The 23,749-nt window shown below is 56.4% G+C and carries 20 protein-coding genes; 3 read left to right on the forward strand and 17 right to left on the reverse strand.

What is annotated here, in order from left to right:
• The first annotated feature begins 8 nt into the window (after positions 1-8).
• Positions 9-1,109, forward strand: a complete 1,101-nt coding sequence (gene xdhC, locus LT85_RS23385; protein ID WP_038493818.1) for a xanthine dehydrogenase accessory protein XdhC — start codon at positions 9-11, stop codon at positions 1,107-1,109.
• A gap of 217 nt (positions 1,110-1,326) precedes the next feature.
• Positions 1,327-2,679, forward strand: a complete 1,353-nt coding sequence (gene guaD / locus LT85_RS23390) for a guanine deaminase (protein ID WP_052135418.1) — start codon at positions 1,327-1,329, stop codon at positions 2,677-2,679.
• A 108-nt stretch (positions 2,680-2,787) separates the two neighbouring features.
• On the opposite strand, the gene LT85_RS23395 is transcribed toward guaD, so the two are convergent.
• The 17 genes from LT85_RS23395 to LT85_RS23475 all read right to left on the reverse strand — a co-directional run bounded on the left by LT85_RS23395 (position 2,788) and on the right by LT85_RS23475 (position 23,024).
• The gene (locus LT85_RS23395) at positions 2,788-4,335 is read right to left on the reverse strand and encodes a SpoVR family protein (RefSeq protein WP_038493820.1); all 1,548 of its coding nucleotides are present in this window, start codon (positions 4,333-4,335) and stop codon (positions 2,788-2,790) included.
• The gene (locus LT85_RS23400; protein ID WP_038493823.1) at positions 4,332-5,600 is read right to left on the reverse strand and encodes a YeaH/YhbH family protein; all 1,269 of its coding nucleotides are present in this window, start codon (positions 5,598-5,600) and stop codon (positions 4,332-4,334) included. The genes LT85_RS23395 and LT85_RS23400 overlap by 4 nt, the downstream gene beginning before the upstream one ends.
• Before the next feature lie 56 nt (positions 5,601-5,656).
• Entirely contained in the window at positions 5,657-7,579 is a 1,923-nt protein-coding gene (locus LT85_RS23405; RefSeq protein ID WP_038493826.1) for a PrkA family serine protein kinase, read from the reverse strand.
• Positions 7,580-7,770: 191 nt separating this feature from the next.
• Positions 7,771-9,006 (reverse strand): AmpG family muropeptide MFS transporter, encoded by a 1,236-nt coding sequence (locus LT85_RS23410; protein WP_038493828.1) that lies wholly within the window; start codon positions 9,004-9,006, stop codon positions 7,771-7,773.
• Positions 9,007-9,098: 92 nt separating this feature from the next.
• Entirely contained in the window at positions 9,099-9,701 is a 603-nt protein-coding gene (gene metW, locus LT85_RS23415; RefSeq protein WP_038493831.1) for a methionine biosynthesis protein MetW, read from the reverse strand.
• Positions 9,691-10,875, reverse strand: a complete 1,185-nt coding sequence (gene metX / locus LT85_RS23420) for a homoserine O-succinyltransferase MetX (RefSeq protein ID WP_052135419.1) — start codon at positions 10,873-10,875, stop codon at positions 9,691-9,693. Before metX ends, metW begins: the two co-directional genes overlap by 11 nt.
• Positions 10,876-11,305: 430 nt before the next feature.
• A complete protein-coding gene (ptsP, locus tag LT85_RS23425) occupies positions 11,306-13,060 on the reverse strand; it encodes a phosphoenolpyruvate--protein phosphotransferase (RefSeq protein WP_038493834.1) in 1,755 nt (584 codons plus the stop codon).
• 166 nt (positions 13,061-13,226) lie between these two features.
• Positions 13,227-13,496 (reverse strand): HPr family phosphocarrier protein, encoded by a 270-nt coding sequence (locus LT85_RS23430; RefSeq protein ID WP_038493837.1) that lies wholly within the window; start codon positions 13,494-13,496, stop codon positions 13,227-13,229.
• 99 nt (positions 13,497-13,595) lie between these two features.
• A complete protein-coding gene (locus LT85_RS23435; protein ID WP_038493840.1) occupies positions 13,596-14,000 on the reverse strand; it encodes a PTS sugar transporter subunit IIA in 405 nt (134 codons plus the stop codon).
• Positions 14,001-14,103: 103 nt separating this feature from the next.
• The gene (gene gshB, locus LT85_RS23440; protein ID WP_038493842.1) at positions 14,104-15,045 is read right to left on the reverse strand and encodes a glutathione synthase; all 942 of its coding nucleotides are present in this window, start codon (positions 15,043-15,045) and stop codon (positions 14,104-14,106) included.
• A gap of 22 nt (positions 15,046-15,067) precedes the next feature.
• Positions 15,068-16,366 carry a glutamate--cysteine ligase gene (gene gshA, locus LT85_RS23445; protein ID WP_038493845.1) on the reverse strand — a complete coding sequence of 433 codons (1,299 nt, stop codon included), beginning with the start codon at positions 16,364-16,366 and terminating at the stop codon, positions 15,068-15,070.
• A 355-nt stretch (positions 16,367-16,721) separates the two neighbouring features.
• A complete protein-coding gene (locus LT85_RS23450; RefSeq protein WP_253273613.1) occupies positions 16,722-17,270 on the reverse strand; it encodes a GNAT family N-acetyltransferase in 549 nt (182 codons plus the stop codon).
• A gap of 147 nt (positions 17,271-17,417) precedes the next feature.
• Positions 17,418-18,917, reverse strand: a complete 1,500-nt coding sequence (locus LT85_RS23455) for an ammonium transporter (RefSeq protein ID WP_216595091.1) — start codon at positions 18,915-18,917, stop codon at positions 17,418-17,420.
• Between the two features lie 69 nt (positions 18,918-18,986).
• Positions 18,987-19,325, reverse strand: coding sequence for a P-II family nitrogen regulator (locus LT85_RS23460; protein ID WP_038493850.1), 339 nt, complete (start codon positions 19,323-19,325; stop codon positions 18,987-18,989).
• Positions 19,326-19,389: 64 nt separating this feature from the next.
• Complete coding sequence (locus LT85_RS23465) at positions 19,390-20,175, reverse strand: TorF family putative porin (RefSeq protein WP_038493853.1); 786 nt, start codon at positions 20,173-20,175, stop codon at positions 19,390-19,392.
• Between the two features lie 279 nt (positions 20,176-20,454).
• Positions 20,455-21,948 carry a PLP-dependent aminotransferase family protein gene (locus LT85_RS23470; RefSeq protein WP_038493856.1) on the reverse strand — a complete coding sequence of 498 codons (1,494 nt, stop codon included), beginning with the start codon at positions 21,946-21,948 and terminating at the stop codon, positions 20,455-20,457.
• A gap of 2 nt (positions 21,949-21,950) precedes the next feature.
• Positions 21,951-23,024, reverse strand: a complete 1,074-nt coding sequence (locus LT85_RS23475) for an alpha/beta fold hydrolase (protein WP_038493859.1) — start codon at positions 23,022-23,024, stop codon at positions 21,951-21,953.
• Between the two features lie 199 nt (positions 23,025-23,223).
• Here LT85_RS23475 and LT85_RS23480 point away from each other — a divergent pair, with 199 nt between their 5' ends.
• A complete protein-coding gene (locus LT85_RS23480) occupies positions 23,224-23,694 on the forward strand; it encodes a GNAT family N-acetyltransferase (protein WP_253273614.1) in 471 nt (156 codons plus the stop codon).
• Positions 23,695-23,749 lie beyond the last annotated feature (55 nt).

Genomic DNA, 23,749 nt, shown 5'->3' on the forward strand with positions numbered 1-23,749 from the left:
GCCTCATCATGAGCAACTGGCTAGATGCGCTCACTACGCTGATCACGCAAACTTCGCAAAACACCACGGCGATCCTGATCACCGTGGCGCAGGTCGAGGGCTCGGGACCGCGCGAGCCGGGCGCCAAAATGGTGGTGACTGCGGTGGGCCAGTTCGACACCATCGGCGGCGGCCACCTCGAATTGCAGGCGATCAGAATCGCTCGCGAGATGTTGGAAGAAAGCCTGTCGCTGAGCCGCGAACGGCGTCTACAGCGCTTTTCTCTTGGCCCATCGCTTGGCCAGTGCTGCGGCGGCGTAGTCCATCTTGCGTTTGAAAGAGTGACTTCGGCATCTGCCGACTATTTCAGTTTCCTGCAACGCCGCCTGCGCGACGCCGACGACAGCTGGCGCCTGGTGGCGTTGGATGACGCAGCGCCGCCGGCCATGTGCGATGCCGATGGCGAACGTTTGCACGGCCCCGGCCGCCTGCCGACCTTGCCATCCTTGCTGACACCGTCAACCAAGGCCCTGGGCGCCTGCACCATCTTGCGCGACGACAGCGGCAAACGCTGGCTGCTGGATGCTTGTCTGGCGACGCGGCCGCAATTATTCCTGTTCGGCGCCGGCCATGTCGGCGCGGCGATCGTCAAGGCGCTCGGCGATTTGCCGTGCCGCGTAGTGTGGATCGATGAACGGGAAGAAATGTTCCCGGACGCCTTGCCAGCCAATGTCCGCATCGAAGCCACCGATACGCCGGAATCAATCGTAGAAAACGCGCCCGACGGTTCCAGCTTCCTGGTGATGACCCACAACCACGCGCTGGACCAGCGCCTGTCTGCGCAGATTCTGCAGCGCAACGGCGTCGCCTGGTTCGGCCTGATCGGCTCCAAGAGCAAGCGCATGCAATTCGAGCACCGCCTGCACGAGCGCGGTATTCCGCTGGAACGCCTGGCCGACATGGTGTGCCCTATCGGGATCGCCGGCATCGTCGGCAAAGAACCGGCGGTCATCGCGGCCTCGGTCACGGCGCAATTGCTGCAGGTCTGGGAACAGATCGCCCGGCAACAGCAAGCGGCGGCAACCGCTCCGCAATTACGGCTGCAACTGCAATTGGTCAGCGCTACTTAGAGGCTGTTGCTAACACACCTGGCGTTGTTGCTCCTCCTTGCCGTACTACTCGTACTGTCTTCCTCGGAGCGCCTGGCCAGCTGTATTTGCAGTAGCCACTTAATTCAAATCCGCTTCTGGCCCGGCTTGCGCCAGGTTCGGGATGCGTTCGAATTTTATTCGAATATTTATTTATTCATAGCGGCATTTTTTCGCATTTCACTCAAGGATAGTTTTCATGTCAGCCCTCAGCCTAAGCCATATCGACCAGTCTACATTGCAGGCCTACCGCGCCAGCGTGCTCCATTTCAGCGCTGATCCGGCTCATCATGCGGACGCCCATCATTGGCATGAAGATGGCTTGCTGCTGATCGCTGACGGCAAGGTGGCGGCTGCCGGCGACTATCAGCAACTATCGCTGCAACTGAAGAGTGAACTGAAAGCTGAACTGAAGATCCATGACTACCGCGGCAAGATCATCATGCCGGGCTTTATCGATACCCACTTGCATTATCCGCAGACCGACATGATCGCGTCGCCCGCTCCTGGCTTGCTGCCTTGGCTCGAAACATACACTTTTCCGACCGAACGCAAATTCTCCGATCCAGCCCACGCCAGCAACGTCGCCGAATTCTTTCTCGATGAACTGCTACGCTGCGGCACCACGACGGCGATGGTGTACTGCACCGTCAATCCAACCTCGGTGGACGCCTTCTTCACCGCCAGCGAAGCGCGCAACCTGCGGATGGTAACCGGTAAGGTGCTAATGGACCGGAACTGCCCGGATTTCCTGCAAGACACCGCCGAGGGCGGTATCCGAGACAGTGAAGAGTTGCTGAAGAAATGGCATAAACGTGGCCGTCAACTATATGCGATCACACCGCGCTTCGCCCCTACCTCCACGGAAGAGCAGTTGCAACTGGCAGGAGAACTGGCACAGGCTTATCCGGACGCCTATTTGCAAACCCATGCTGCTGAAAATCTCGATGAAGTGGCTTGGGTCAAATCGTTGTTCCCGAGTTCGCGCAGCTACATGGATGTCTACGACAAATATGGGATGCTGCGGCCGCGTTCCATGTACGGCCACTGCATCTGGCTCGACAATCATGACCGCAAGCGCATGGCGGAGACACAGTCGGCTATTGCGATTTGCCCTACTTCCAATCTGTTCCTGGGTAGCGGCCTGTTCGATTTCGTCGGCGCCGATGCCGAAGGCGTACCGTTGTCGCTGGCGACAGATGTCGGCGGCGGCACCAGTTTCTCGATGCTGCAAACCATGAACGAAGCCTACAAAGTGGCGCGCATGGCAACCACCTACCTGCCTGCAATGCGGATGTTTTACCTGGCGACGCTGGGCGGTGCGCGCAGTATGCAACTTGAAGGCACAATCGGTAATTTCATGCCTGGCACGGAAGCAGATTTCATTGTGCTCGATCCGAAGGCGACGCCATTGCTGGCGCGACGCAGCGAACGTACCGAGAGCGTGGAAGAACTGCTGTTTGCGCTGGCGTTGCTAGGGGATGACCGGACTATTTCGGCGACTTATGCTGCCGGCAAATTGGTACACAGCCGGGATGGCGTGCTTTTGTAAAATTCATCCGAAAAATACACAGAATACACAGAATACACAAAAGGCATGAAATCTCAGTCGGGTGATTCATGCCTTTTTTATTTTCGTGACTTTCGTGAATAAGGTCCGTCAAGGCCGCAGCGCATACCTGTTTTCGCTGACGCATTCATAGCGCTGCAGGACATTTCCACTGTCATCAACGCTTTCCAGGTACACATCGAACTGCCACAAGCGCGCCATATGCCGCAGCATTTCATCCGTGCCCTCGGCCAGTGGCCGGCCGTCGCTGCGGAAGTGACGCAGGGTCAGGCTGCGGTCGCCGCGGGTGTTGACTGACCAGACCTGGATGTTGGGTTCGCGGTGGTTGATATCGTATTGCCGCGACAGTGCCTGCCGCACATATTGATAGCCTGCGTCGTTATGGATGGCCGATACTTCCAGCTCGCTGCGGTTTTCATCGTCCAGCACTGCGAACAAGCGCATGTCGCGTATCAGTTTCGGCGACAGATACTGCGCGACGAAACTTTCATCCTTGAAATTACGCATGGCGTAATGCAGGGTATCCAGCCAGGGCGTACCGGCCAGTTCGGGAAACCAGCGACGGTCTTCTTCGGTCGGCTTTTCGCATATACGGCGGATGTCGCTCATCATGCCGAAACCGAGCGCGTAGGGGTTCATGCCGTTGTAGTAGGGCTTCGTCACCGACGGCTGAAATACGACGTTGCTATGCGAATGCAGGAACTCCATCATGAAGCCGTCGGTCAGCTTGCCTTCGTCGTACAGCGTGTTGAGAATCGTGTAGTGCCAGAAGGTGGCCCAGCCTTCGTTCATGACCTGGGTCTGGCGCTGCGGATAAAAATACTGGGCGATCTTGCGCACAATGCGGATGACCTCACGTTCCCACGACTCCAGCAGCGGCGAATTTTTCTCGGCAAAGTACAGCAGATTTTCCTGCGTCTCCGGCGGGAAGCGTCCTTCGATCTGTTCCGCCGCTTCCGCTTTCTTCTCCGGCAAGGTGCGCCACAACTCATTGACTTGCGACTGCATGTACTCGGCACGTTCGCGGCGTTGCGCCTGCTCTTTTTCCAGCGACAATTTCTGCGGCCGCTTGTAGCGATCGACGCCGTAATGCATCAGCGCATGGCAGGAATCCAGCAACTCTTCAACCTTGGAAAAACCATAGCGTTCTTCGCATTCGGCGATGTAAGCCTTGGCGTAGACCAGGTAATCGACAATGGCGTGGGCATCGGTCCACAGCTGGAACAGGTAGTTACCCTTGAAAAAAGAATTGTGCCCGTACGCTGCATGCGCCACCACCAGCGCCTGCATCGTCATGGTGTTTTCTTCCATGAGATAGGCGATGCAAGGATTGGAATTGATGACGATTTCGTAGGCCAGGCCCATCTGTCCGCGCTTGTAATCGCGCTCAGTCATGAGGAAATGCTTGCCGAACGACCAGTGCCGGTAATTCACCGGCATGCCGGAAGAGGCATAGGCATCCATCATTTGTTCAGCAGTGATGATCTCCAGCTGGATCGGATAGATATCCAGCTTGAAGCTGGCGGCGACCCTGGCGATCTCCTCGTTGTATTGTTCGATCAGGTCGAAACTCCAGTCTGACGGACAGGGCAGCGGCTGACGGACGCCTTTGGCGTCGATGGCTAAGCGGTCGTTCATGTATGGACCTGCTTTTCAAACAGTTCACGGAATACCGGATAAATTTCACTGGCGGCCTGTACCTTCTTCATCGCAAACTGCGGATTGACGGCCGCAATCTGCTGGTATTCGGTCCACAAATTCTGTTCCTCCACCGTCACCTGGATATAGGCGAAATAACGTGAACGCGGCAAGATTTCAAGCTCCAGCAACTGCCGGCATTTGGGTGAATCGTCGTTCCAGTTGTCGCCATCGGAGGCCTGGGCGCCATAGATGTTCCAGTCGCCGGGCGGATAGCGTTCATCGATGATCTTTTTCATCAGTTCCAGTGCGCTCGACACCACGGTGCCGCCGCTTTCCTGAGAGTGGAAGAAGGTATCTTCATCGACCTCATCGGCGCGCGTATGATGGCGGATGAACACCACTTCGATATGTTCGTAATTGCGGGTCAGGAACAGATATAGCAGGATAAAGAAGCGCTTCGACAGATCCTTGCGTTGCTCATCCATGGAACCCGATACGTCCATCACGCAAAACATCACGGCCCGGCTGGAGGGCTGCGGCACCTTTACCCGGTTGACGTAGCGCAGGTCGAACGGATCGATAAACGGAATCCGCCAGATACGGCCTTTCAGATGATGGATATCCTCTTCCAGGCGCATGATTTCATCGCGCCGGTCATCAGGATCGGCCTTGAGCGTTTCCATCAACGCTTCCAGCTCGCGCAGCCTGACTACCAGCGGCGAACCCAGCGCAATGCGACGGCCGAGTGAACTGCGCAGGGAGCGAACGATATCGATATTGTTGGGACTGCCGTCGGTGGAATAACCGGCGCGCATGTTTTTCCAGCTGGGCACCGCCAGCAGATTGGTCTTGATCAGCCGCGGCAACTCCAGGTCTTCAAAGAAGTACTGCATGAATTCTTCACGCGACAGCTGGAACACGAATTCATCCTCGCCCTCGCCTGAATCGCTGGCGGAGCTGCCGCCGCCCCCACCGGCCCCGCCTTGCGGACGGGCGATACGGTCGCCTTGCAGATAATCCTGGTTGCCCGGATGGACCATCTCGCGCTTGCCGCCGGGACCGTGGCCGAATATCGGCTCGCTGATGCCCTTGCGCGGAATGCTGATGCTCTTGGCGTTTTCGATTTCCTTGATGCCCCGGTCGCGCACGGCTTCGGTCACCGAGCGATGGATAGCCGCCCGAAAGCGACGTAGAAAGCGCTCTCGGTTGGCAATACTCTTGTTCTTGCCAGACAGTCTACGGTCGATTATCTGATGCAACACGGTCGGCTCTCCTAGTCGGACGGCATCCGGTGAGTCGCTACTACCTATGGCTCACCTTACGATGACTTGCGCACGCGCAGATACCATTCGCACAGCAGCCGCACCTGTTTTGGCGTGTAGCCTTTGCTGACCATGCGATTGACGAAATCTTCGTGCTTGCGCAACTCTTCGTTAGAACCTTTGGCGTTGAATGAAATGACCGGCAGCAGATCCTCTGTGTTCGAGAACATTTTCTTCTCGATCACCACCCGCAGTTTTTCGTAGCTGGTCCAGAGCGGATTCTTGCCGGCGTTCGAGACCCGTGCACGCAATACGAAATTGACGATTTCGTTACGGAAATCCTTCGGATTGCTGATGCCCGCCGGCTTTTCAATCTTTTCCAGCTCGCCGTTCAAGGCCGCGCGATCAAAACTCTCACCGGTGTCGTGATCACGGAATTCCTGGTCCTGAATCCAGAAATCGGCATAAGTCACGTAACGGTCGAAGACATTTTGGCCGTACTCTGAATACGATTCGAGATAAGCGGTCTGAATTTCCTTGCCGATAAATTCTGCATAGCGTGTCGCCAGCGTATCCTTGACGTAGGACAGGTATTTCTGCTCCAGCTCTTGCGGGAACTGCTCGCGTTCGATCTGCTGTTCCAGCACATACATCAGGTGCACCGGATTGGCCGCCACTTCGGTCGAATCGAAGTTGAACACCCGCGACAGTATCTTGAACGCAAAGCGAGTCGAGACGCCGCTCATGCCTTCGTCGACGCCGGCATAGTCGCGATATTCCTGGAACGACTTGGCTTTCGGATCGCTGTCTTTCAGGTTATCGCCGTCGTATACCTGCATTTTCGAGAAAATGCTGGAATTTTCAGGTTCGCCCAAACGTGTCAGTATCGAGAATTGCGCCATCATTTTCAACGTACCCGGGGCGCAGATTGCTTTCCCCAAGGAGGAAGTGCGGATCAGCTTTTCGTAAATCTTGATTTCTTCGGAGACCCGCAGGCAATACGGCACCTTGACGATGTAGATACGATCGAGCAAAGCCTCGTTGTTCTTGTTGTTGCGGAAGGCTTTCCATTCCGACTCATTGGAGTGGGCCAGGATGATACCGTCGAACGGAATCGCGCCAAAGCCCTCGGTGCCTTTGAAATTGCCTTCCTGGGTCGCCGTCAGCAATGGATGCAGCACCTTGATCGGCGCCTTGAACATTTCGACGAATTCCAGCAAACCCTGGTTGGATAGGCACAGGCCGCCGGAATAGCTGTAGGCATCGGCGTCGTCCTGCGAATATTGCTCCAGCTTGCGGATGTCTACCTTACCGACCAACGTGGAAATGTCTTGATTGTTTTCATCGCCCGGCTCGGTCTTGGAAATGGCGATTTGCCGCAAGATCGAGGGATAGCGTTTCACGACGCGGAATTTACGTATATCGCCGTTGAACTCATGCAGCCGCTTGACGGCCCACGGACTCAGGATCGATTTCAGGTAACGGCGCGGAATGCCATGCTGTTCTTCCAGGATGGCGCCGTCTTCGTCGTAATCGAACAAGCCCAGCGGCGACTCGTTGACCGGCGATCCCTTGAGGGAATAAAACGGGATGTGTTCCATCAGTTGCTTGAGACGCTCGGCAATCGACGACTTGCCGCCGCCGACCGGACCCAGCAGATACAGAATCTGCTTGCGCTCCTCCAGCCCTTGCGCGGCGTGCCGGAAATAGGCGACCACTTGCTCGATCACCTCTTCCGCACCGTAGAATTCCTTGAAGGCCGGATAAACCTTGAGTACCTTGTTGGCGAAGATGCGCGATAAAGTCGGATCGTGACGCGTGTCGACCTGTTGCGCTTCGCCTATCGCCATCAGCATGCGTTCACCGGCCGTTGCATAACAGCTGGGATCAGTCTTACAAAGCGCAAGATATTCTTCTAGGGAAAACTCTTCTTCTCTGGTTTTGTCGAACCGGCTCGCAAAGCTGCTGTAGATATCCATATCACCCCCGCATCAACGATGTTGCGAAAACAAATTGAAGATTACTTCTACCGAGTTGGACCTCTTCAGCTACTCGCAGTTCCTAGTTTTGGCTACTGTCATTTTCGACACAGTCCAGAAGAGGATTACACGTTTTGATTCTAAACCTTTTTCTACGTCGCAACAGGAAATTATAAATTCCTAACTAAACGTTACTTTTGATTCCATGGCGCTACTTTAAATAGAATCAGCATCCCTGGCAGGGCCAGCCCGAAACATAAAATAAAGAAATTAAACCAGCCTGTCTGATCAACGATAAACCCCACCGATGAGTTGACAAAGGTACGCGGCACCGCGGCAAGGCTGGTGAACAAGGCATATTGCGTTGCGGTGTAGCGCGGATCGGTGGTACGTGCAATATAGGCCACGAAAGCGGCCGTGCCCAGGCCCACGCCAAATGCCTCGCCACCGATGACGATGGCCAGCACCAGCGGATCCGGACCGGCCTGCGCCAGCCAGGCAAAGCCGAGAATAGTTACAGCCTGCACCACGCCGAAAATCCACAAGGCGCGATTGATGCCGATCTGGACCATCCAGATGCCGCCGATCAGGCCACCGACAAGGCTGGCCCACAAGCTGGTGGTTTTGGAAATCACGCCGATCTGGGTCAATGTAAAGCCCAAATCGATATAAAACCGGGTAGCCAGCGCGGTCGCCATGCTGTCACCCAGCTTATACAGAAAAATGAATCCGAGGATCCACAGCGCATTGCGCCAGCCATCACGGGCAATGAATTCTTGAAACGGCAACAATACCGCCTCGCGCAGATTCTTCGGCGGCGCACCATACACTGCCGGCTCCTTGATCAGCAAGGTACAGATCAGCCCTGGCAGCATGAAGCCGGCGGTGATCCAGAATACCGCTTGCCAGCTCATGTGATCAGCCAGGAACAGCGACAAGGCGCCGGGCACCATGCCGGCGACTTTGTAAGCATTGACATTGATGGCCGCGCCCAGTCCCTGCTCGCTATCCGGCAGGATTTCGCGCCGGTAGGCATCGATCACGATATCCTGGCTCGCCGACAAAAACGCGACCAGCGAAGCCATGAAGGCAATCGTCGCCACCTGCGTGTGCGGGTCGAGCATGCCCATGCCTCCGATAGCAACGAACAGGCAGGCCTGCGTCAGCAGCATCCAGCTGCGCCTGCGGCCGAGTTTGCCGAAGTGAAAACGATCCATCAGCGGCGACCACAGGAATTTCCAGGTGTAGGGAAACATCACCAGCGCGAACAAACCCAGCGATTTCACATTGAGTCCGGATTTGCTCAGCCATGCTTGCAGCAAACTGAGCAGAATAAATAGCGGCAGACCGGAACTGAAGCCTAGGAAAGCGCAAATCAGCATGCGCCGATTGAGATAGTGATGCCAGGGATTTGAAGCTGATGTCATAGATGCGCCCGCGGCAGCGGGGAGTTTTGGACAATCCTGCCGCCCTGCATGCAACCACGGGCGACAGGAATATCCTTTTATTTTTTACGGATTCACTTCTTGCGAAAGCGGAATACTGCAAGACTACCACGCCAGTTAGGCAGTACCGATATTGGCTGGCCGTCGTGCAGCGCTACGCATTCGAGCACTTCAAGACCAACTTCGTTCGCCAATTCTTCAAAATCCTTGATGGTGGCGCAGCGCAGATTGGGCGTGTCATACCATTCATACGGCAGCGATTTGGATACCGGCATGCGGCCGCGCAGCAGCGCTACCCGGTGCGGCCAATAGGCAAAATTGGGAAAAGAGACGATCGCTTCGCGACCGACCCGGGCGATATCGCGCAATACGCCTTCCACATTTTTCATCATCTGCAGCGCCGACAGGCACAGCACGGTATCGAAAGCGTTATCGGCAAACAGGTTCAAGCCGGCTTCCATATCCTGCTGGATCACCGACACCCCGCGCGCCACGCAGACAGGTATCTTGGCATCGTCGATTTCGACGCCATAGCCGGCGCATTGCTTGTCGGATTGCAGGTAATCGAGCATGACGCCGTCGCCACAACCGAGGTCGAGCACCTGCGACTCACCGCGCACCCAATGCGCGATAAAGGCCAGGTCGGGGCGCAAACTGCTTAATTGATCAAAGTTCATGTTCGGTTCCCGCCACTTCTGTCACTGCATTCGATACTGCGGTCTGCGGCTGGCTTATTTCCTGCCAGATGCGCTTGTAATATTCGCCCACCACGCTCATGTAGCGTGGGTCGTCCAGCAAAAAGGCATCGTGGCCATGCGGTGCGTCGATCTCGGCGTAGCTGACGCGGCGCTTGTTGTTGACCAGCGCCTGGACGATTTCGCGGCTGCGCTCCGGCGAAAAGCGCCAGTCGGTCATGAACGACACCAGTAGAAACTGCGCCTGGGTCTTGCTTAGCGCGCGGGTCAGGTCACCGTCGAATTCCTTGGCCGGATCGAAATAATCGAGCGCCTTGGTGATTAGCAGATAGGTGTTGGCGTCGAAATATTCAGAGAATTTATCACCTTGATAGCGTAGATATGATTCGATTTCAAAATCGATGCCGAAGCCGAACTGGTAAGCGCCGGAACGCAGGTCACGGCCGAATTTCTCGGCCATGTCGTCATCCGACAAATAGGTGATGTGACCGACCATGCGCGCCACCCGCAAGCCATTCTTGGGCACCACGCCATGCGCGTAGTAGTCGCCGCCGTGAAAGCCCGGATCTGTCAGGATCGCCTGCCGCGCCACGTCGTTGAAGGCGATGTTTTGCGCCGACAGCTTTGGCGTCGATGCAATCACCACACAATGGCGCAGACGGGCCGGATACGCCAGGCTCCAGGCCAGCGCCTGCATGCCGCCCAGCGAACCGCCCATCACCGCAGCAAACTGCGCGATGCCCAGCGCATCGGCAAGGCGCGCCTGGGCTTGTACCCAGTCTTCCACCGTGACCACCGGGAAGTCGGCGCCGTATGGCTTTCCCGTAGCTGCATTGATGTGCATCGGGCCGGTGGAACCGAAACAGGAGCCCAGGTTATTGACGCCGATGACGAAGAATTTATTGGTATCCAGCGCTTTGCCCGGGCCCACCATGTTGTCCCACCAGCCGACATTCTTTTCATCGCCCTGATATATACCGGCGACGTGGTGCGAGGCGTTCAGCGCATGGCAGACCAGCACCGCATTCGATTTATCGGCATTCAGGGCGCCATATGTTTCGTATACCAGCGTGTAATCAGCCAGCAACGCACCGCTTTGCAACTGCAACGGCGTCGCGAAGTGCATGGACTGCGGGGCAACTATTCCTTGGGACATGGCTCGTTGTCTATATTGTGTAGAAATAAAAAAAGCCCGAGAGCTTTCGCTAATCGGGCTAAATTCTGGGCTTGTACTTCAAGCTCGCTTTAGCCGTATTTATTTAGCATCGCCGGTCCGGAAACCAGGTGATGCCGCGCGCCCGCAAGCTGAGGTGGTGAAACCATTCAAATCGGCGCGATAGGACAAGAATAACCAAACCGGGGCTTGGCGTCAAACTATGATGATGTTGTTACTTCCTTAGAGGCTGTTGCTAACACAGATGGCTAGGCGCGCCGACGAAGACAGTACGAGTAGTACGGCTAGGAGGGTGTAGCAGGGGTTTCAGGCGACATTGTCGTCTGCCTGCGGAACGACCCGGGCTTGCAAGCCCGGGCGCGCCCTGCAAGGGCAACAACGCCAGGTGTGTTTGCAACAGCCTCTTAAAACATCAAGCCATCATGCGCATCTGGCTGACTGCTGTGGCAATCGCGCTAGGTTCAGTGTTACGCAGGATTTTCTTGGTTTGCAGCGTCAGGTCGTCGAGATCGCTGTTCAATATTTCCTGCTTGACTGCCAGCAATTGCGCCGGATGCATGGAGAATTCCAGCAAGCCCATACCCAGCAACAAACGAGTAAATTTGACGTCGCCGGCCATTTCTCCGCAGACCGAGACCGGAATCCCCGCCTTGCGGCCGAGAGCAATCACAGTCGACAACAAGAACAGGACAGCCGGATGCAGCGGGTTGTACAGGTGCGCCACCTCATGATCGACGCGATCGATCGCCAGCGTGTACTGAATCAGGTCGTTGGTGCCAATTGACAAAAAATCCATGCGCTTGATAAACATCGGCAAAGCCAGGGCCGCCGCCGGGATTTCGATCATGGCGCCGATCTTGATAGCTTCGTCAAATTTGACGCCCTCGTCGCGCAGCTGCTGCTTGGCCTGCTCAACCATGGCCAAGGTCTGGTCGATTTCAAAGGCATGCGCCAGCATCGGGATCAGCAACTTGACCTTGCCGAAGGCCGAGGCGCGCAAAATCGCTCGCAACTGGGTCAGGAACAGCTGTGGTTCCGCCAGGCAATAGCGAATCGCCCGCAAACCCAGCGCCGGATTGAGCGCGGTCTGCTCGTCATTGTTCAACGGCTTGTCGGCGCCGACATCCAGCGTACGGATAGTCACTGGCCGGCCTTTCATCGCCACCACTGCTTGTCGGTAGGATTCAAACTGCTCGTCCTCGGTCGGCAATGCATGCTGGGTGCCGATACGGCCCATAAACAGGAATTCCGAACGGAACAACCCGACGCCATTGGCGCCGGACTCCATCGCCGCCGCACAATCGCTGGGCAGTTCGATATTCGCCAGCAAGGTGATTTCCGTACCATCCAACGTCACCGCACGGGTTTTCTTGATCTTGCCGAGTTTCCGGCGCGAACGCAGCAGATGCGCCTGGCGTTCGCGGTATTGCTTAAGTATCACGGTAGCCGGATCGACGATTACCACGCCGGCATCGCCGTCGATGATGATCCAGTCATCCTGCTTGATCAGGCGCGAAGCGTTGTTCATGCCGACTGCGGCCGGGATATCCAGGCTGCGCGCGACGATTGCAGTATGCGAATTCTGGCCGCCGAGATCGGTAACAAAGCCGGCGAAAGCGCGGTCGCGGAACTGCAGCATGTCGGCTGGCGAAATGTCATAGGCCACCACCACGATGTTGGCGAATGAAGCACCGTCGCTGTCGACTTCAGGCAGGCGAGTGGCCGTGCCGGTCAATACTTTCAGCAAACGCTCGCCGACCTGCAGCACGTCCATCTTGCGTTCGCGCAGATAGGGATCTTCGATTTCATCGAACTGGGTCGACAACTCGTCGATCTGGGTTACCAGCGCCCATTCGGCGTTGTACTGGCGGTTGCGGACGATATCAAGCGACATCTCGGCCAGCATCGGGTCGGAAAGGATCAGCAAATGAACGTCGACAAATGCACCCAACTCGGGCGGGGATTCTTTCGGCAAATCGTTGCGGATGGTTTGCAGTTCGGTACGCACCGTGGTGACCGCATTCTGCAGGCGCTGTACTTCCGCCTCGATCTCGGCTTCGCCGATCAGGTAATGTTTGACGTCCATTGCTGCCGGCGCCAGCAAATGCGCGCGGCCGATCGCGATGCCGCGCGAAACCGGAATGCCATGTAGGGTAAAGGATGCCATCTGGTCACCGCTGAAAAAAGATATTCAAGAAGCCGCTGCAAACACAGCTGGCTAGCGCTCCAACGAAGACAGTACGAGTAGTACGGCCAAGAGGACATCAGCGCCTGGTGTGTTGCAACAACTTCTAACTGTAAATGCGGAACCGGGTCAGCTTGCAGGAGAGTTATTACTCTCCCTCGCCAAACTTATCCTGAATTAACTGGTTTAAGGCATCGAAACAGGTTTTCTCATCCTCGCCATCGGCTTCCAGCAAGATCGTGCTGCCCTTGCCGGCCGCCAGCATCATCACGCCCATGATCGACTTGGCGTTGACGCGGCGTTTGTTGCGGGTCATCCACACTTCACATTTGAATTTGCTGGCCAGTTGAGTGAATTTGGCTGATGCACGGGCATGCAGTCCAAGCTTATTGATAATTTCGATTTCTTGTTGAATCATTTTGTCTTTGAATAATGTTATCTATCTAAACTATCAGCTGTAACTGCTATTGAATCCGATCTGCCGGCTATCCGTTGTCAATGCGTCGTCAATGTATTATCAATGTGATACGCGGACCCGGTTATCCACCCTGACGGCGCCGCCCTGCCCGCCGGCCAGCGCCATTTCAGTCACCACGTCCAGCGTATCGTTGCGATAAGTCAACGCGCGCAGCAACATCGGCAAGCTGATGCCGGCAATCACCTGGGTTTGTGCGCCGCTGCAGAACGGCAGCGTGCAATTGGACGGCGTGCCGCCCATGACGTCGGTAATCACCAGCACGCCTGAGCCGTCGTCAAGACGCGCCGCTGCCTGCTTGGCCAGCTTCTGCACTTCCGCCGGATTTTGGTCAGCAATAACGTCAATCGCTTCAAGCCGTTCCGGCGTATGGCGAAACACGTGAGAGGCAGCTGCGATGAATGCCTGGCCCAGTGGGGCGTGGGTTAAAAGAAGAATGCCAATCATAATTTCACTCAAATCCGCAGAGCGGATGGTTCCCGGTTTACAACGGTTTTACGACAATACACATCGTGGACAGCCAAAGACCGGCCACGATGGGAAAAATTCTTTACGCCAATGCGGCTTCCAGCGCATCAATGAACATCGCGGCAACGTCAAAACCCGCTTGCTGTTTAATTTCCTGAAAGCAAGTTGGACTAGTAACATTGACCTCGGTCAGATAGTCGCCGATCACATCTAATCCTACCAGTAACAAGCCCCGCTGTGACAACACCGGACCAAGCGCTTCGCCGATTTCACGATCGCGCACTGTCAGCGGCTGGGCCACGCCGATACCGCCTGCCGCCAGGTTGCCACGCACTTCGCTGCCTTGCGGAATCCGCGCCAGCGAAAACGGCACCACTTTACCGCCAATCACCAGCACCCGTTTGTCGCCTGCCGTGATCTCAGGGATGAAGCGCTGGATCATGATGGTGCGATGTCCGTTATCTGTCAGCGTTTCAATGATGGAGCCAAGGTTCAAGCCATCTTGACGCACCCGGAAAATCCCCGTGCCGCCCATGCCGTCGAGCGGCTTCAGGATCACGTCCTGATGTTCGTCATGGAAAGCGCGCAGGCGTGCCGCATCACGCGTCACCAGAGTCGGCGAGGTGTATTTTGCGAATTGTGCAATGGCCAGTTTCTCATTATGGTCGCGGATAGCCTGCGGCTTGTTGAATACGCGCGCCCCCTGGGTTTCCGCCAGTTCCAGCAGATACGTGGTGTAGATGTATTCCATGTCGAACGGCGGATCCTTGCGCAACAGGATCGCATCGAATTCCGACAGGAACATGGACGTTGGCGCACTGGCGCGATACCAGTCCTTGTCATCGCCAGTCAGGGTTACCTTCACGACATTGGCGGTCACAATCCCGCTTTCCAGCGCCATGTCTTTCTGCTCGAACGCATACAGCGTATGGCCGCGCTTGACGGCCTCCACCATCATGGCGTAAGTGGAATCCTTATACGTCTTGAAGGTATTAAGCGGATCGGCGAGGAAAGCAATTTTCATTTTTTATCCCGTAAAAGCAAAATTAATATTCTTCCGGATTCGGATCGGTCTTTTCCATTTCAAGCGACGCCGCCAACAAGCCCAGGCGCGCCACCACACCATACATATAGAAGCGATTCGGCGCAGTCGTGCCAGGCTTGGCCAACATGTCCGGCAATGCATGCTGCTGCGCAAACGCCAACGGTACAAAATGCGCTCCGGGCGCATTCAGGTTCTCGTTGATGCCGCGTTCCGCATGTACCCGGTAGAAGCCGCCGACCACGTAGCGGTCGATCATGTACACCACCGGCTCCGCAACCGCATCGTTGATATGCTCGAAAGTATGCACGCCTTCCTGAATGATCAGGTCGTGAATCTCGCCATCGGCCTTGCCCAACGATAGTTTCTCACGTTGCTTGCGGCTCAGTTCCTTGATCTGGCTAACCTCGGTCACGCTCATTACGCCCATGCCATCGGTGCCCGCATCAGCCTTGACGATCACAAACGGCTTTTCAGTAATGCCGTATTCCTTGTATTTCTTGCGGATTTTCGCCAGCAGGGAACTGACGCTCGCCGCCAGTTTGTCATCGCCGTCGGTGGCCTGGAAATCAACCTGGTCGACCTTGGCGAAAAACGGATTCAGCATCCACGGGTCGACATCGACCAGCTTGGCGAATTTCTTGACCACTTCGTCGTAGGCGGTGAAATGGTTGCTCTTGCGGCGCACGGTCCAGCCGGCATGCAGCGGCGGCAGGACATTCTGCTCGTTGAGATTTTCCAGGATGGACGGCGTGCCGGACGACAAATCGTTGTTCAGCAAAATCGTGCAAGGATCGAAATTCTTCAGCCCCAGGCGACGGCCATTGGCAGAACGTTCCAGCGGCTCCAGCGTAATGGTGCTGCCATCCGGCAGTTCGATGGTTTGCGACTCCTTCATGCTTTCGTCAAGCGAACCAAGCCGCACATGCAAGCCAGTCTGGCGGAAGACCTGCATCAGCCGCGCCACATTTTGCAAATAAAAGGTATTGCGTGTGTTGAGTTCCGGCAGCAGCAACAGATTCTTGGCGTCCGGACAATATTTTTCGATAGCCGCCATCGCCGCCTGTATAGCCAGCGGCAGCATCTCCGGCGAGAGGTTGCTGAAACCGCCCGGAAACAAGTTGGTATCCACAGGCGCCAGCTTGAAGCCCGAATTCCGCAGATCGACCGAGCAATAGAACGGCGGCGTGTGCTCTTGCCACTCCATCCGGAACCAGCGCTCGATAGCCGGAGTAGCTGCGAGAATTTTCTTTTCTAGATCAAGCAAGGGGCCATTCAGGGCCGTGACAAGGTGCGGAACCATATAAAACTTTCTTTTGGGAACTATGTAGCGTGTGCAATGCGTTGCTGCCAGCCAAAGAAGCGTAATCCAGGACTTCCGCGACAAGCGAGAGACGCCGATTCTAACGGGAAATACAATATTTCGCCGGTCACTCGCCGCGATGTTGCGTAAACGGCGCTATGGCTGACAGGCTAGACCAATCAGCCTGCTTTACATCGGGTCGTTGATGGATTTTTAAAGCCCCGGGGGCAACAAAAAGCGCGTTGAATATCGTGGCATTGCGTTGTGTTTTTATCCGGCAAAAAAATTGCCTTATTTGCAATTTTGGTTTTTTATCCGCACCGCACCATGTGCAAGGGAACCGCATTTCCCCCGGTTACAGTTGCTTGTACATGAAACTGGTGTCGCTCAGCTTGCCGGTCGTTGACCGCGCGTAGGCAGGAATAATCCCGGCCCGTTCATAGCCGATGGAATAATACAAAGACTCGGCGGCATCCCCGGTGCGGGTATCAAGGATCAACAGGGAGCGACCGTCGGTGCGGGCGATTGCTTCTGCGCGTTGCATCAGAGCGCGCGCCACGCCTTTGCGCCTGATGTCGGGATGCACCAGCAGCTTGGAAATCTCGGCGCGATGATGGCCATTGGCCGGCGTCGCCAACACGATTTGGACTGTACCAACAATCTGACCGGCAAAACGCGCCACCAGCAGACGCCGGCCGCCGCTCACCAGTGAACCGCTGACGCCGTACCAGAAGGAAAAGGCGTCTTCGGCATCGGGTGTATCCAGGAAGCCGACACTGGCGCCTTGCGCCACGCAGGCCATCAGGATTTCGGTGAGCGGCCCCACGACCTGATCGAACTGGTCGGCCCTGACATCTTCCACCATACAGGCAGTCAAGCGTTGCGGGGTGATGGTCGGGTCCATGACAAGTCTCCAGAAGCAGGCTGCATAAAAACAGGAAAAGCAAAACAAAAAATCCCAGGCGATGGCAATCAACCCGGGATTACGTAAAACGCCAATCAAGCCGCCGGATAGCGGTGTTACCTGCTATCCGGCGAAATCACGCCAAGCTTAGTCGTGATAAGCAGATTCGCCATGGCTGGAAATATCCAGGCCTTCGCGCTCTTCTTCTTCAGTCACGCGCAAGCCCATGACGATGTCGACCAGCTTGAATGCAATCAGCGAAACCACGCCAGACCAGATCAACGTCGTCGCCACGCCTTCGAACTGGATCCACAGCTGACCCGGAATCGAATAGTCTGGCAGGACCGCATTGGTCACGTAGTCATAGATCCCTGTACCGCCCAGGCTAGGCGCGGCAAACACGCCAGTCAGCAATGCACCCATGATGCCGCCGACGCCATGTACGCCGAACACGTCCAGCGCATCGTCCGCACCCAGCAAACGCTTCAGGCCGGTGACGCCCCACAGGCAGACAAAGCCGGCCAGCAAACCCATGACCAAGGCGCCCATCGGGCCGACAAAACCGGCTGCGGGCGTAATCGCCACCAGACCGGCGACAGCGCCGGAAGCGCCGCCCAGCATGGAAGGCTTACCCTTGCCGATCCATTCGCCTGCGCTCCAACTCAGCACCGCAGCGGCAGTGGCCAGCAGGGTGTTAATAAAGGCCAATGCTGCGCTGCCGTTGGCTTCCAGAGCGGAACCGGCATTGAAACCAAACCAGCCGAACCACAGCAACGAAGCACCAACCATGGTGAGGGTCAGGCTATGCGGCTTGAATGCTTCCTTGCCGAAACCAACGCGTTTTCCGATGACATAGGAACCGACCAGGCCGGCGATAGCGGCGTTGATATGCACCACGGTGCCGCCGGCGAAATCCAACGCGCCTTTTTGGAACAGCCAGCCGCCGGTCGCGGTCAGTTTTTCCGCCGAAGCTGCATCGACAAAACCGTCAGGACCAGGCCAGAACCAGACCATATGCGCCATCGGCAGGTAAGCGAAAGTGAACCACAATACGGTGAATACCAGGATCGCCGAGAACTTGGCGCGTTCAGCGAAAGCGCCGATGATCAGGGCGCAGGTGATCGCAGCAAACGCTCCTTGGAACACGACGTACGCGAACTCAGGTACGACTACGCCCTTGCTGAAGGTTGCGGCCACCGAATCAGGCGTCATGCCGTGCAAGAACAGGCGGCTGAAGCCACCGAAGATAGAATTCCCTTCCGTAAACGCGATGCTGTAACCGTAAAGGATCCACAGCACGATAATCAGCGAGAATACAGTGAAGCATTGCATCAGCACCGACAGCATGTTCTTGCTGCGAACCAGGCCGCCATAGAACAAACCCAGACCAGGCAAAGTCATCAGGATTACGAATGCGGTACAGACCAGCAACCAGGCGGTGTCGCCCTTGTTAGGCACCGGTGCGGCCGGCGCTGCTGCGGCAGGCGCCGCCGTAGCGGTTGTTGCCGGAGCGGGTGCCGCGACAACTGCTGCCGGTGCAGCTGGCGCTGCAGTGGAAGCACCTGCACCGGCACTGGCCGGCGCCACACTTGCCGTAGCCGGTGCTGTTGTAGCGGACGCCTCGTCCGCCGCCGATGCCGGCAGCATGGAAGTCGCCGCGATCAGCGCGCAAGACGCTAAAATCGTTGCAAATATTCTGTTCATATTTTTATCCCCTTAAATTGCGTCTTTGCCGGTTTCACCGGTACGAATACGAATAACTTCCTGCAGATCAAATACAAAAATCTTGCCGTCGCCAATCTTGCCGGTGCGGGCAGCGGTTTCAATCGCTTCCACAGCTTGTTCAAGAATACTGTCGTCTACTGCTGCTTCGATTTTCGTCTTCGGCAAAAAGTCGACCACATATTCCGCGCCGCGATACAGCTCGGTGTGGCCCTTTTGGCGACCGAAGCCTTTGACTTCAGTCACGGTGATGCCCTGCACTCCAATCGCCGAAAGCGCCTCGCGCACCTCGTCGAGCTTAAATGGTTTGATGATCGCTGTAATCAGTTTCATGTCGGCCTCGTTGTTTTGTTGGACGGACAGGCGAAACGCCTGCCGCTATTACTGTTTGATATTGTTAGAAAGTCTTCGCTAAAGAAAACACCGCTCCATTGCGGCCCAGGTTCTTGCCGCTCGGGCTGACATAAGCGCCGTCCTTGGCATTCGTACCTACGAAAGCCAGGCCCAAGGTAATGCCGGCCAGTTGGTCAAAGGTCTTGGTGGCGCCGATTTTCCAATCGGTATAGCTGGCAAAACTGGTGTGCTCAACGGTCTGATGACCAAGATGCAGCCCAAGCGTGACGCCCGCGCCGACATCGAAATTGGCGCCGGCGTCGTAATAAGCGCTGTTCTTGCTGTCGACGGTGCCGAACAGGTTAGTCATCGCATGCGAATATTTGAAGTAAGCAGGACCGTAGCCGAGCTGACCGTACAATTCGAAAGTATTGGCGTTGCGGCCGATCTGGCTGTAGTTGTTGGTCGGGTAGTAGTAATACAGACCGCCGACGTCATAGGTAAAGCCGCCAGGCAGATCGCCGCGCTTGCCAGCGTAGAGATCCCATTCCACCGGCCCCTTGCCGCCGGTGCCGGTATTCGCGCTGTCGACCGCATCCTTGATCCATTTGATGTTAGAAAGCCAGGTGCCTGCATACAGGCCGGTGGGATTATTGGTGTAGTCGGCGCCGCCCTGTAACGCCGGATCGAAACGCGTTTGCGAAATCCCGCGGAAGCGATAGTCGTTGACTGCACCGATGTTGTAGCTGACTTCATTATCCGGCTTGACATCCTCGGCATGCGCCAGACCTGCCGTAAGACTTGCTGTGACGCTTGCTGCTATTGCTGCGGCTAAAATCAGCTTCTTCATGAAAGTCCCTGTTGGTATGTTGAATGAAAAACCGATAAATCATTACTCTTCAGGCTTTCCATAGCAGAACCCATGCCAACTGTTACGGCACTTCCTTTTCCCCGCCAATACCACTTATGAGGCTATTTATTTGCTGTTTTTTTAGTGACTGTTAATTTCGAGACGTTCTTGCGCAGAAATATTGTGCAGTGCAGCGCACCAAAACGAAGCGCGCAGCCTAAGCTGCGTTATTTTGGTGCAGATAAGATATGTTTAAACTACATGACGCTTTGTAGCTGACTACAAATCATGCCAAGCCTGCTGCAATAATCGCAATGCTTTGTGAATGGCAATTTCATCCACGCCGGCAAAACCCAGCGCCAGGCCAGCGCGATGCTGCGGGTTCACCGGCTGGCCAGAAAGGCAAAAACGGCTCATCGGATTGATTTCGACACCAACGGCAATCGCCTTGGCCACCAGCTCAGCCTCTTGCTGCAAACTGACCAATGGCAGGCTCAGATGCAAACCGGCGGCAACCTTGGGCAGCGGTAGCTGCGCGCCGAACAACGGTGCCCAAGCCGCCATCAAGGCATCGCGCCGGGAGCGGCTGGCGCGTCGCATGCGACGGATGTGACGCTGAAAATGACCGGCGGCGATGAATTCGGCCATCACCACCTGATCCGCGGCCGGCGGATGGCGATCACTCATGGCACGTAGCGCGCTCAGTGCCGGCACCAGCTTGGCCGGCAAAACCAGGTACCCCAGGCGCAAGCCGGGAAAGGCGATCTTTGAAAAGGTGCCGACGTAGAGCACGCGGGCGCTGTGATCCAGGGCCGCCAACGGCGCCAGTGGCGTGCCGTCATAGCGATATTCTCCGTCATAATCGTCTTCGATAATCCAGCTGTCGTGGCGCTCGGCCCAGGCCAGCAATTCGAGCCGCCGCGCCAGCGACAGCGTGACGCCGACCGGATATTGGTGCGATGGCGTTACGTACGCTATACGGCAATCGGTATGCTGAGCCAATTGCGCAGTATCCATGCCATCCTGGTCCAGCGCGATTCCCACCAGCTGCGCGCCGGCCACCTTCAATGCAGCTGCTGCCGATGGATAACAGGGATTTTCTATGGCGACCTTGTCGCCGGCGTCGAGCAAAAGCTGCGCGCACAGGGCAATGCCATGCTGGGCGCCGGCGGTAATCATGATCTGCGACGGCTCGCAGACCAGGCCGCGCGCATGGCGCAGATAGGCCGCGACCAATTCGCGCAAACGAAGATTGCCGGCAGCCTCGCCATAGCCCATATGCGCCAACGGCGCATGACGCCAGAAATTACTTTGCAAGCGCGCCCAGATGGCGCTGGGGAACAAATCATAGGCTGGCACGCCAAGGCGAAACGCGCGCGCCGGGCCGTCAAACCGGCGCTGGCGCACTCCGTAGCCGCTCAGGCGCTGCTGCATGGTTGATTGCTGCATTGCCGGCACGGCTGCGGCCGTTGCAGCAAGATCGGGAGCGGCTGCCGCCGCCAAGCCATCGGCGTAAGTGCCATCGCCGACTCTGCTGCTGATATAGCCTTCTGCATATAGCTGCTCGTAAGCGCGCACCACAGTGTTGCGCGATACATTCAGCGCCAGCGCCAGATTACGCGAGGTAGGCAGCTTGATGCGATAAGTAGCCGGCGTCGCCAGGATGCGCTGGCGCAAAGCCAGGCAGAGCTGCTTGGCCAGACCTTTACCACCCTCGAGCGCAATCCCGGCCGGATCCAGATGCATGGATAGCGCTGGCGATACTGGTTTCATGCTTAATCGCGCTGCGTCGATGTCAGCAGTTGCCGCAACCAGGGTTTCCAGACGATCGCCACTGTGTGGGTGCCGTGGCCGCGCGTCACCTCGCTTTGCTTGACCATCACCATACGCGCGCCCGGCACACGTTTGACCTCACGTTCAAGAACACCGATTTCCGGCGGATTGATCAGATCGTCGGCGGAATTTACAGCAATCAGCGGAGCCCGGATCTTTTCCAGCAACGGTCCGGGATCGTAATCGCGCGAAGCATCCATGAAATACAAGGTGTCATTAGCGTCGGCAGTCTTCATCGAGATGGCGACGGCAGCATCCAGCGCGGCATCGGCTTGCGCCAGATCCGGCATCTGCTGCTGGCGCAGCACTGCATTGCTGGACATGAAAAAAAGCATCTGCTCAGTGGTACGCAAACTCGGCGGCTGCACCGTGTAATTACCGCCCTGCCACTGCGGATCGTTGCGGATGGCATCGATGATGATGCGACGCCAGACGCGGTTGCGGCCGGAAATCTGAGACGGCACACTGGCCAGCGGCATTAGGGCATCCATGAATTCCGGATGTTGTTCACCCCACATCCAGGTCTGCATGCCACCCATCGACGTACCCATCACCAGGCGTAAATGGTTCACTCCCAAGGTTTCCGTGAGCAGCTTGTACTGGGCTTCGACCATATCGCGGTAGCCATAATGCGGAAATTTGCTGCGCAGGCCGTCACTAGGTTTGCTGGAATTGCCATGGCCGATGCCATCCGGCAGTATCAGGAAATAACGTGACGCATCGAGCAACTGGCCGGCGCCGAACAGTTCGCCGGAAAATTCCGGACGAATGAACTGCGCGCCGGAACCGCCGGTGCCGTGCAAGATCAGCACGGCATTGCTGACTTTGCCACCGGCGTCGCGCTGCGGCGTACCGAAGGTGCGGTAGTGGATGCGCAGTTCCGGCAAGGTCTCGCCGGACGCAAAACGGAAATCCTTGAACACCGCATCATGCTCGACCGCTTGCGGCGCATCCGCCAGTGCAGTCCCGGAAAAACAGAACGCCGCAAACAGAATCAATAATTGCCTATGAACCATGTCGCTCCTCGATTAGTGTCTTTTTAAAAAGACTATCTTTGTCTTTGCCAGCCCACCGGCCTTACAGAGATTGGACCTATAAATAAGAACAATCTTGGATCTTTGATGATACCAACTTAAGGCGCTACGATAAGTACTGTTTTGTATCCGGCCCGGATACATAGCGTTACCCCGTTGCGTTTTCACATAGGAGATCATCTTGGCTTCAGAACCGGCACCGCGTCCGCATATTTACATCAAACCGCTCAGCGAACAAGACTTCGCTCTCTGGCAGCCGCAGTGGCTTGGTTACCTTGGCTTCTACCAGACGGAAGTACCGGAAGCCACGCGCCTGATCACCTGGCAGCGCCTGCTGGATCACAAGGAACCAATGTTCGGCGCGTTGGCGATGGTTGATGGACAGGCAGTCGGCGTGGTGCACTGGATTTTCCATCGCTCGTGCTGGACCGTGGAATACTCCTGTTATCTGCAAGATTTGTATGTCGCCCCGGAACAGCGCGGCACCGGTCTCGGCCGGCAACTGATCGAGCACGTGTACGCACAAGCCAAGGCCGCCGGTAGCACCCGTGTGCATTGGCTCACACGTGAAACCAACAGCACCGCGATGCAACTGTATGATCGCATCGCCCAACGCGCCGGCTTCGTGCAGTACCGCAAGCAACTTGATTAAAACGTTATCACCCGCTCTATCAACCTTACTTATCCACCCACTCAGATAAAGTTCA

This window comes from Collimonas arenae, assembly GCF_000786695.1.
Lineage (GTDB): Bacteria > Pseudomonadota > Gammaproteobacteria > Burkholderiales > Burkholderiaceae_D > Collimonas > Collimonas arenae_A.

What these genes read in the sequence shown, in the direction of transcription:
- xdhC (WP_038493818.1), top strand. Translation starts at nt 9, where the DNA reads ATGAGCAACTGGCTAGATGCGCTCACTACGCTGATCACGCAAACTTCG.
- guaD (WP_052135418.1), top strand. Translation starts at nt 1,327, where the DNA reads ATGTCAGCCCTCAGCCTAAGCCATATCGACCAGTCTACATTGCAGGCC.
- LT85_RS23395 (WP_038493820.1), bottom strand. Translation starts at nt 4,335, where the DNA reads ATGAACGACCGCTTAGCCATCGACGCCAAAGGCGTCCGTCAGCCGCTG.
- LT85_RS23405 (WP_038493826.1), bottom strand. Translation starts at nt 7,579, where the DNA reads ATGGATATCTACAGCAGCTTTGCGAGCCGGTTCGACAAAACCAGAGAA.
- LT85_RS23410 (WP_038493828.1), bottom strand. Translation starts at nt 9,006, where the DNA reads ATGACATCAGCTTCAAATCCCTGGCATCACTATCTCAATCGGCGCATG.
- metW (WP_038493831.1), bottom strand. Translation starts at nt 9,701, where the DNA reads ATGAACTTTGATCAATTAAGCAGTTTGCGCCCCGACCTGGCCTTTATC.
- metX (WP_052135419.1), bottom strand. Translation starts at nt 10,875, where the DNA reads ATGTCCCAAGGAATAGTTGCCCCGCAGTCCATGCACTTCGCGACGCCG.
- ptsP (WP_038493834.1), bottom strand. Translation starts at nt 13,060, where the DNA reads ATGGCATCCTTTACCCTACATGGCATTCCGGTTTCGCGCGGCATCGCG.
- LT85_RS23430 (WP_038493837.1), bottom strand. Translation starts at nt 13,496, where the DNA reads ATGATTCAACAAGAAATCGAAATTATCAATAAGCTTGGACTGCATGCC.
- LT85_RS23435 (WP_038493840.1), bottom strand. Translation starts at nt 14,000, where the DNA reads ATGATTGGCATTCTTCTTTTAACCCACGCCCCACTGGGCCAGGCATTC.
- gshB (WP_038493842.1), bottom strand. Translation starts at nt 15,045, where the DNA reads ATGAAAATTGCTTTCCTCGCCGATCCGCTTAATACCTTCAAGACGTAT.
- gshA (WP_038493845.1), bottom strand. Translation starts at nt 16,366, where the DNA reads ATGGTTCCGCACCTTGTCACGGCCCTGAATGGCCCCTTGCTTGATCTA.
- LT85_RS23450 (WP_253273613.1), bottom strand. Translation starts at nt 17,270, where the DNA reads ATGGACCCGACCATCACCCCGCAACGCTTGACTGCCTGTATGGTGGAA.
- LT85_RS23455 (WP_216595091.1), bottom strand. Translation starts at nt 18,917, where the DNA reads ATGCTGCCGGCATCGGCGGCGGACGAGGCGTCCGCTACAACAGCACCG.
- LT85_RS23460 (WP_038493850.1), bottom strand. Translation starts at nt 19,325, where the DNA reads ATGAAACTGATTACAGCGATCATCAAACCATTTAAGCTCGACGAGGTG.
- LT85_RS23465 (WP_038493853.1), bottom strand. Translation starts at nt 20,175, where the DNA reads ATGAAGAAGCTGATTTTAGCCGCAGCAATAGCAGCAAGCGTCACAGCA.
- LT85_RS23470 (WP_038493856.1), bottom strand. Translation starts at nt 21,948, where the DNA reads ATGAAACCAGTATCGCCAGCGCTATCCATGCATCTGGATCCGGCCGGG.
- LT85_RS23475 (WP_038493859.1), bottom strand. Translation starts at nt 23,024, where the DNA reads ATGGTTCATAGGCAATTATTGATTCTGTTTGCGGCGTTCTGTTTTTCC.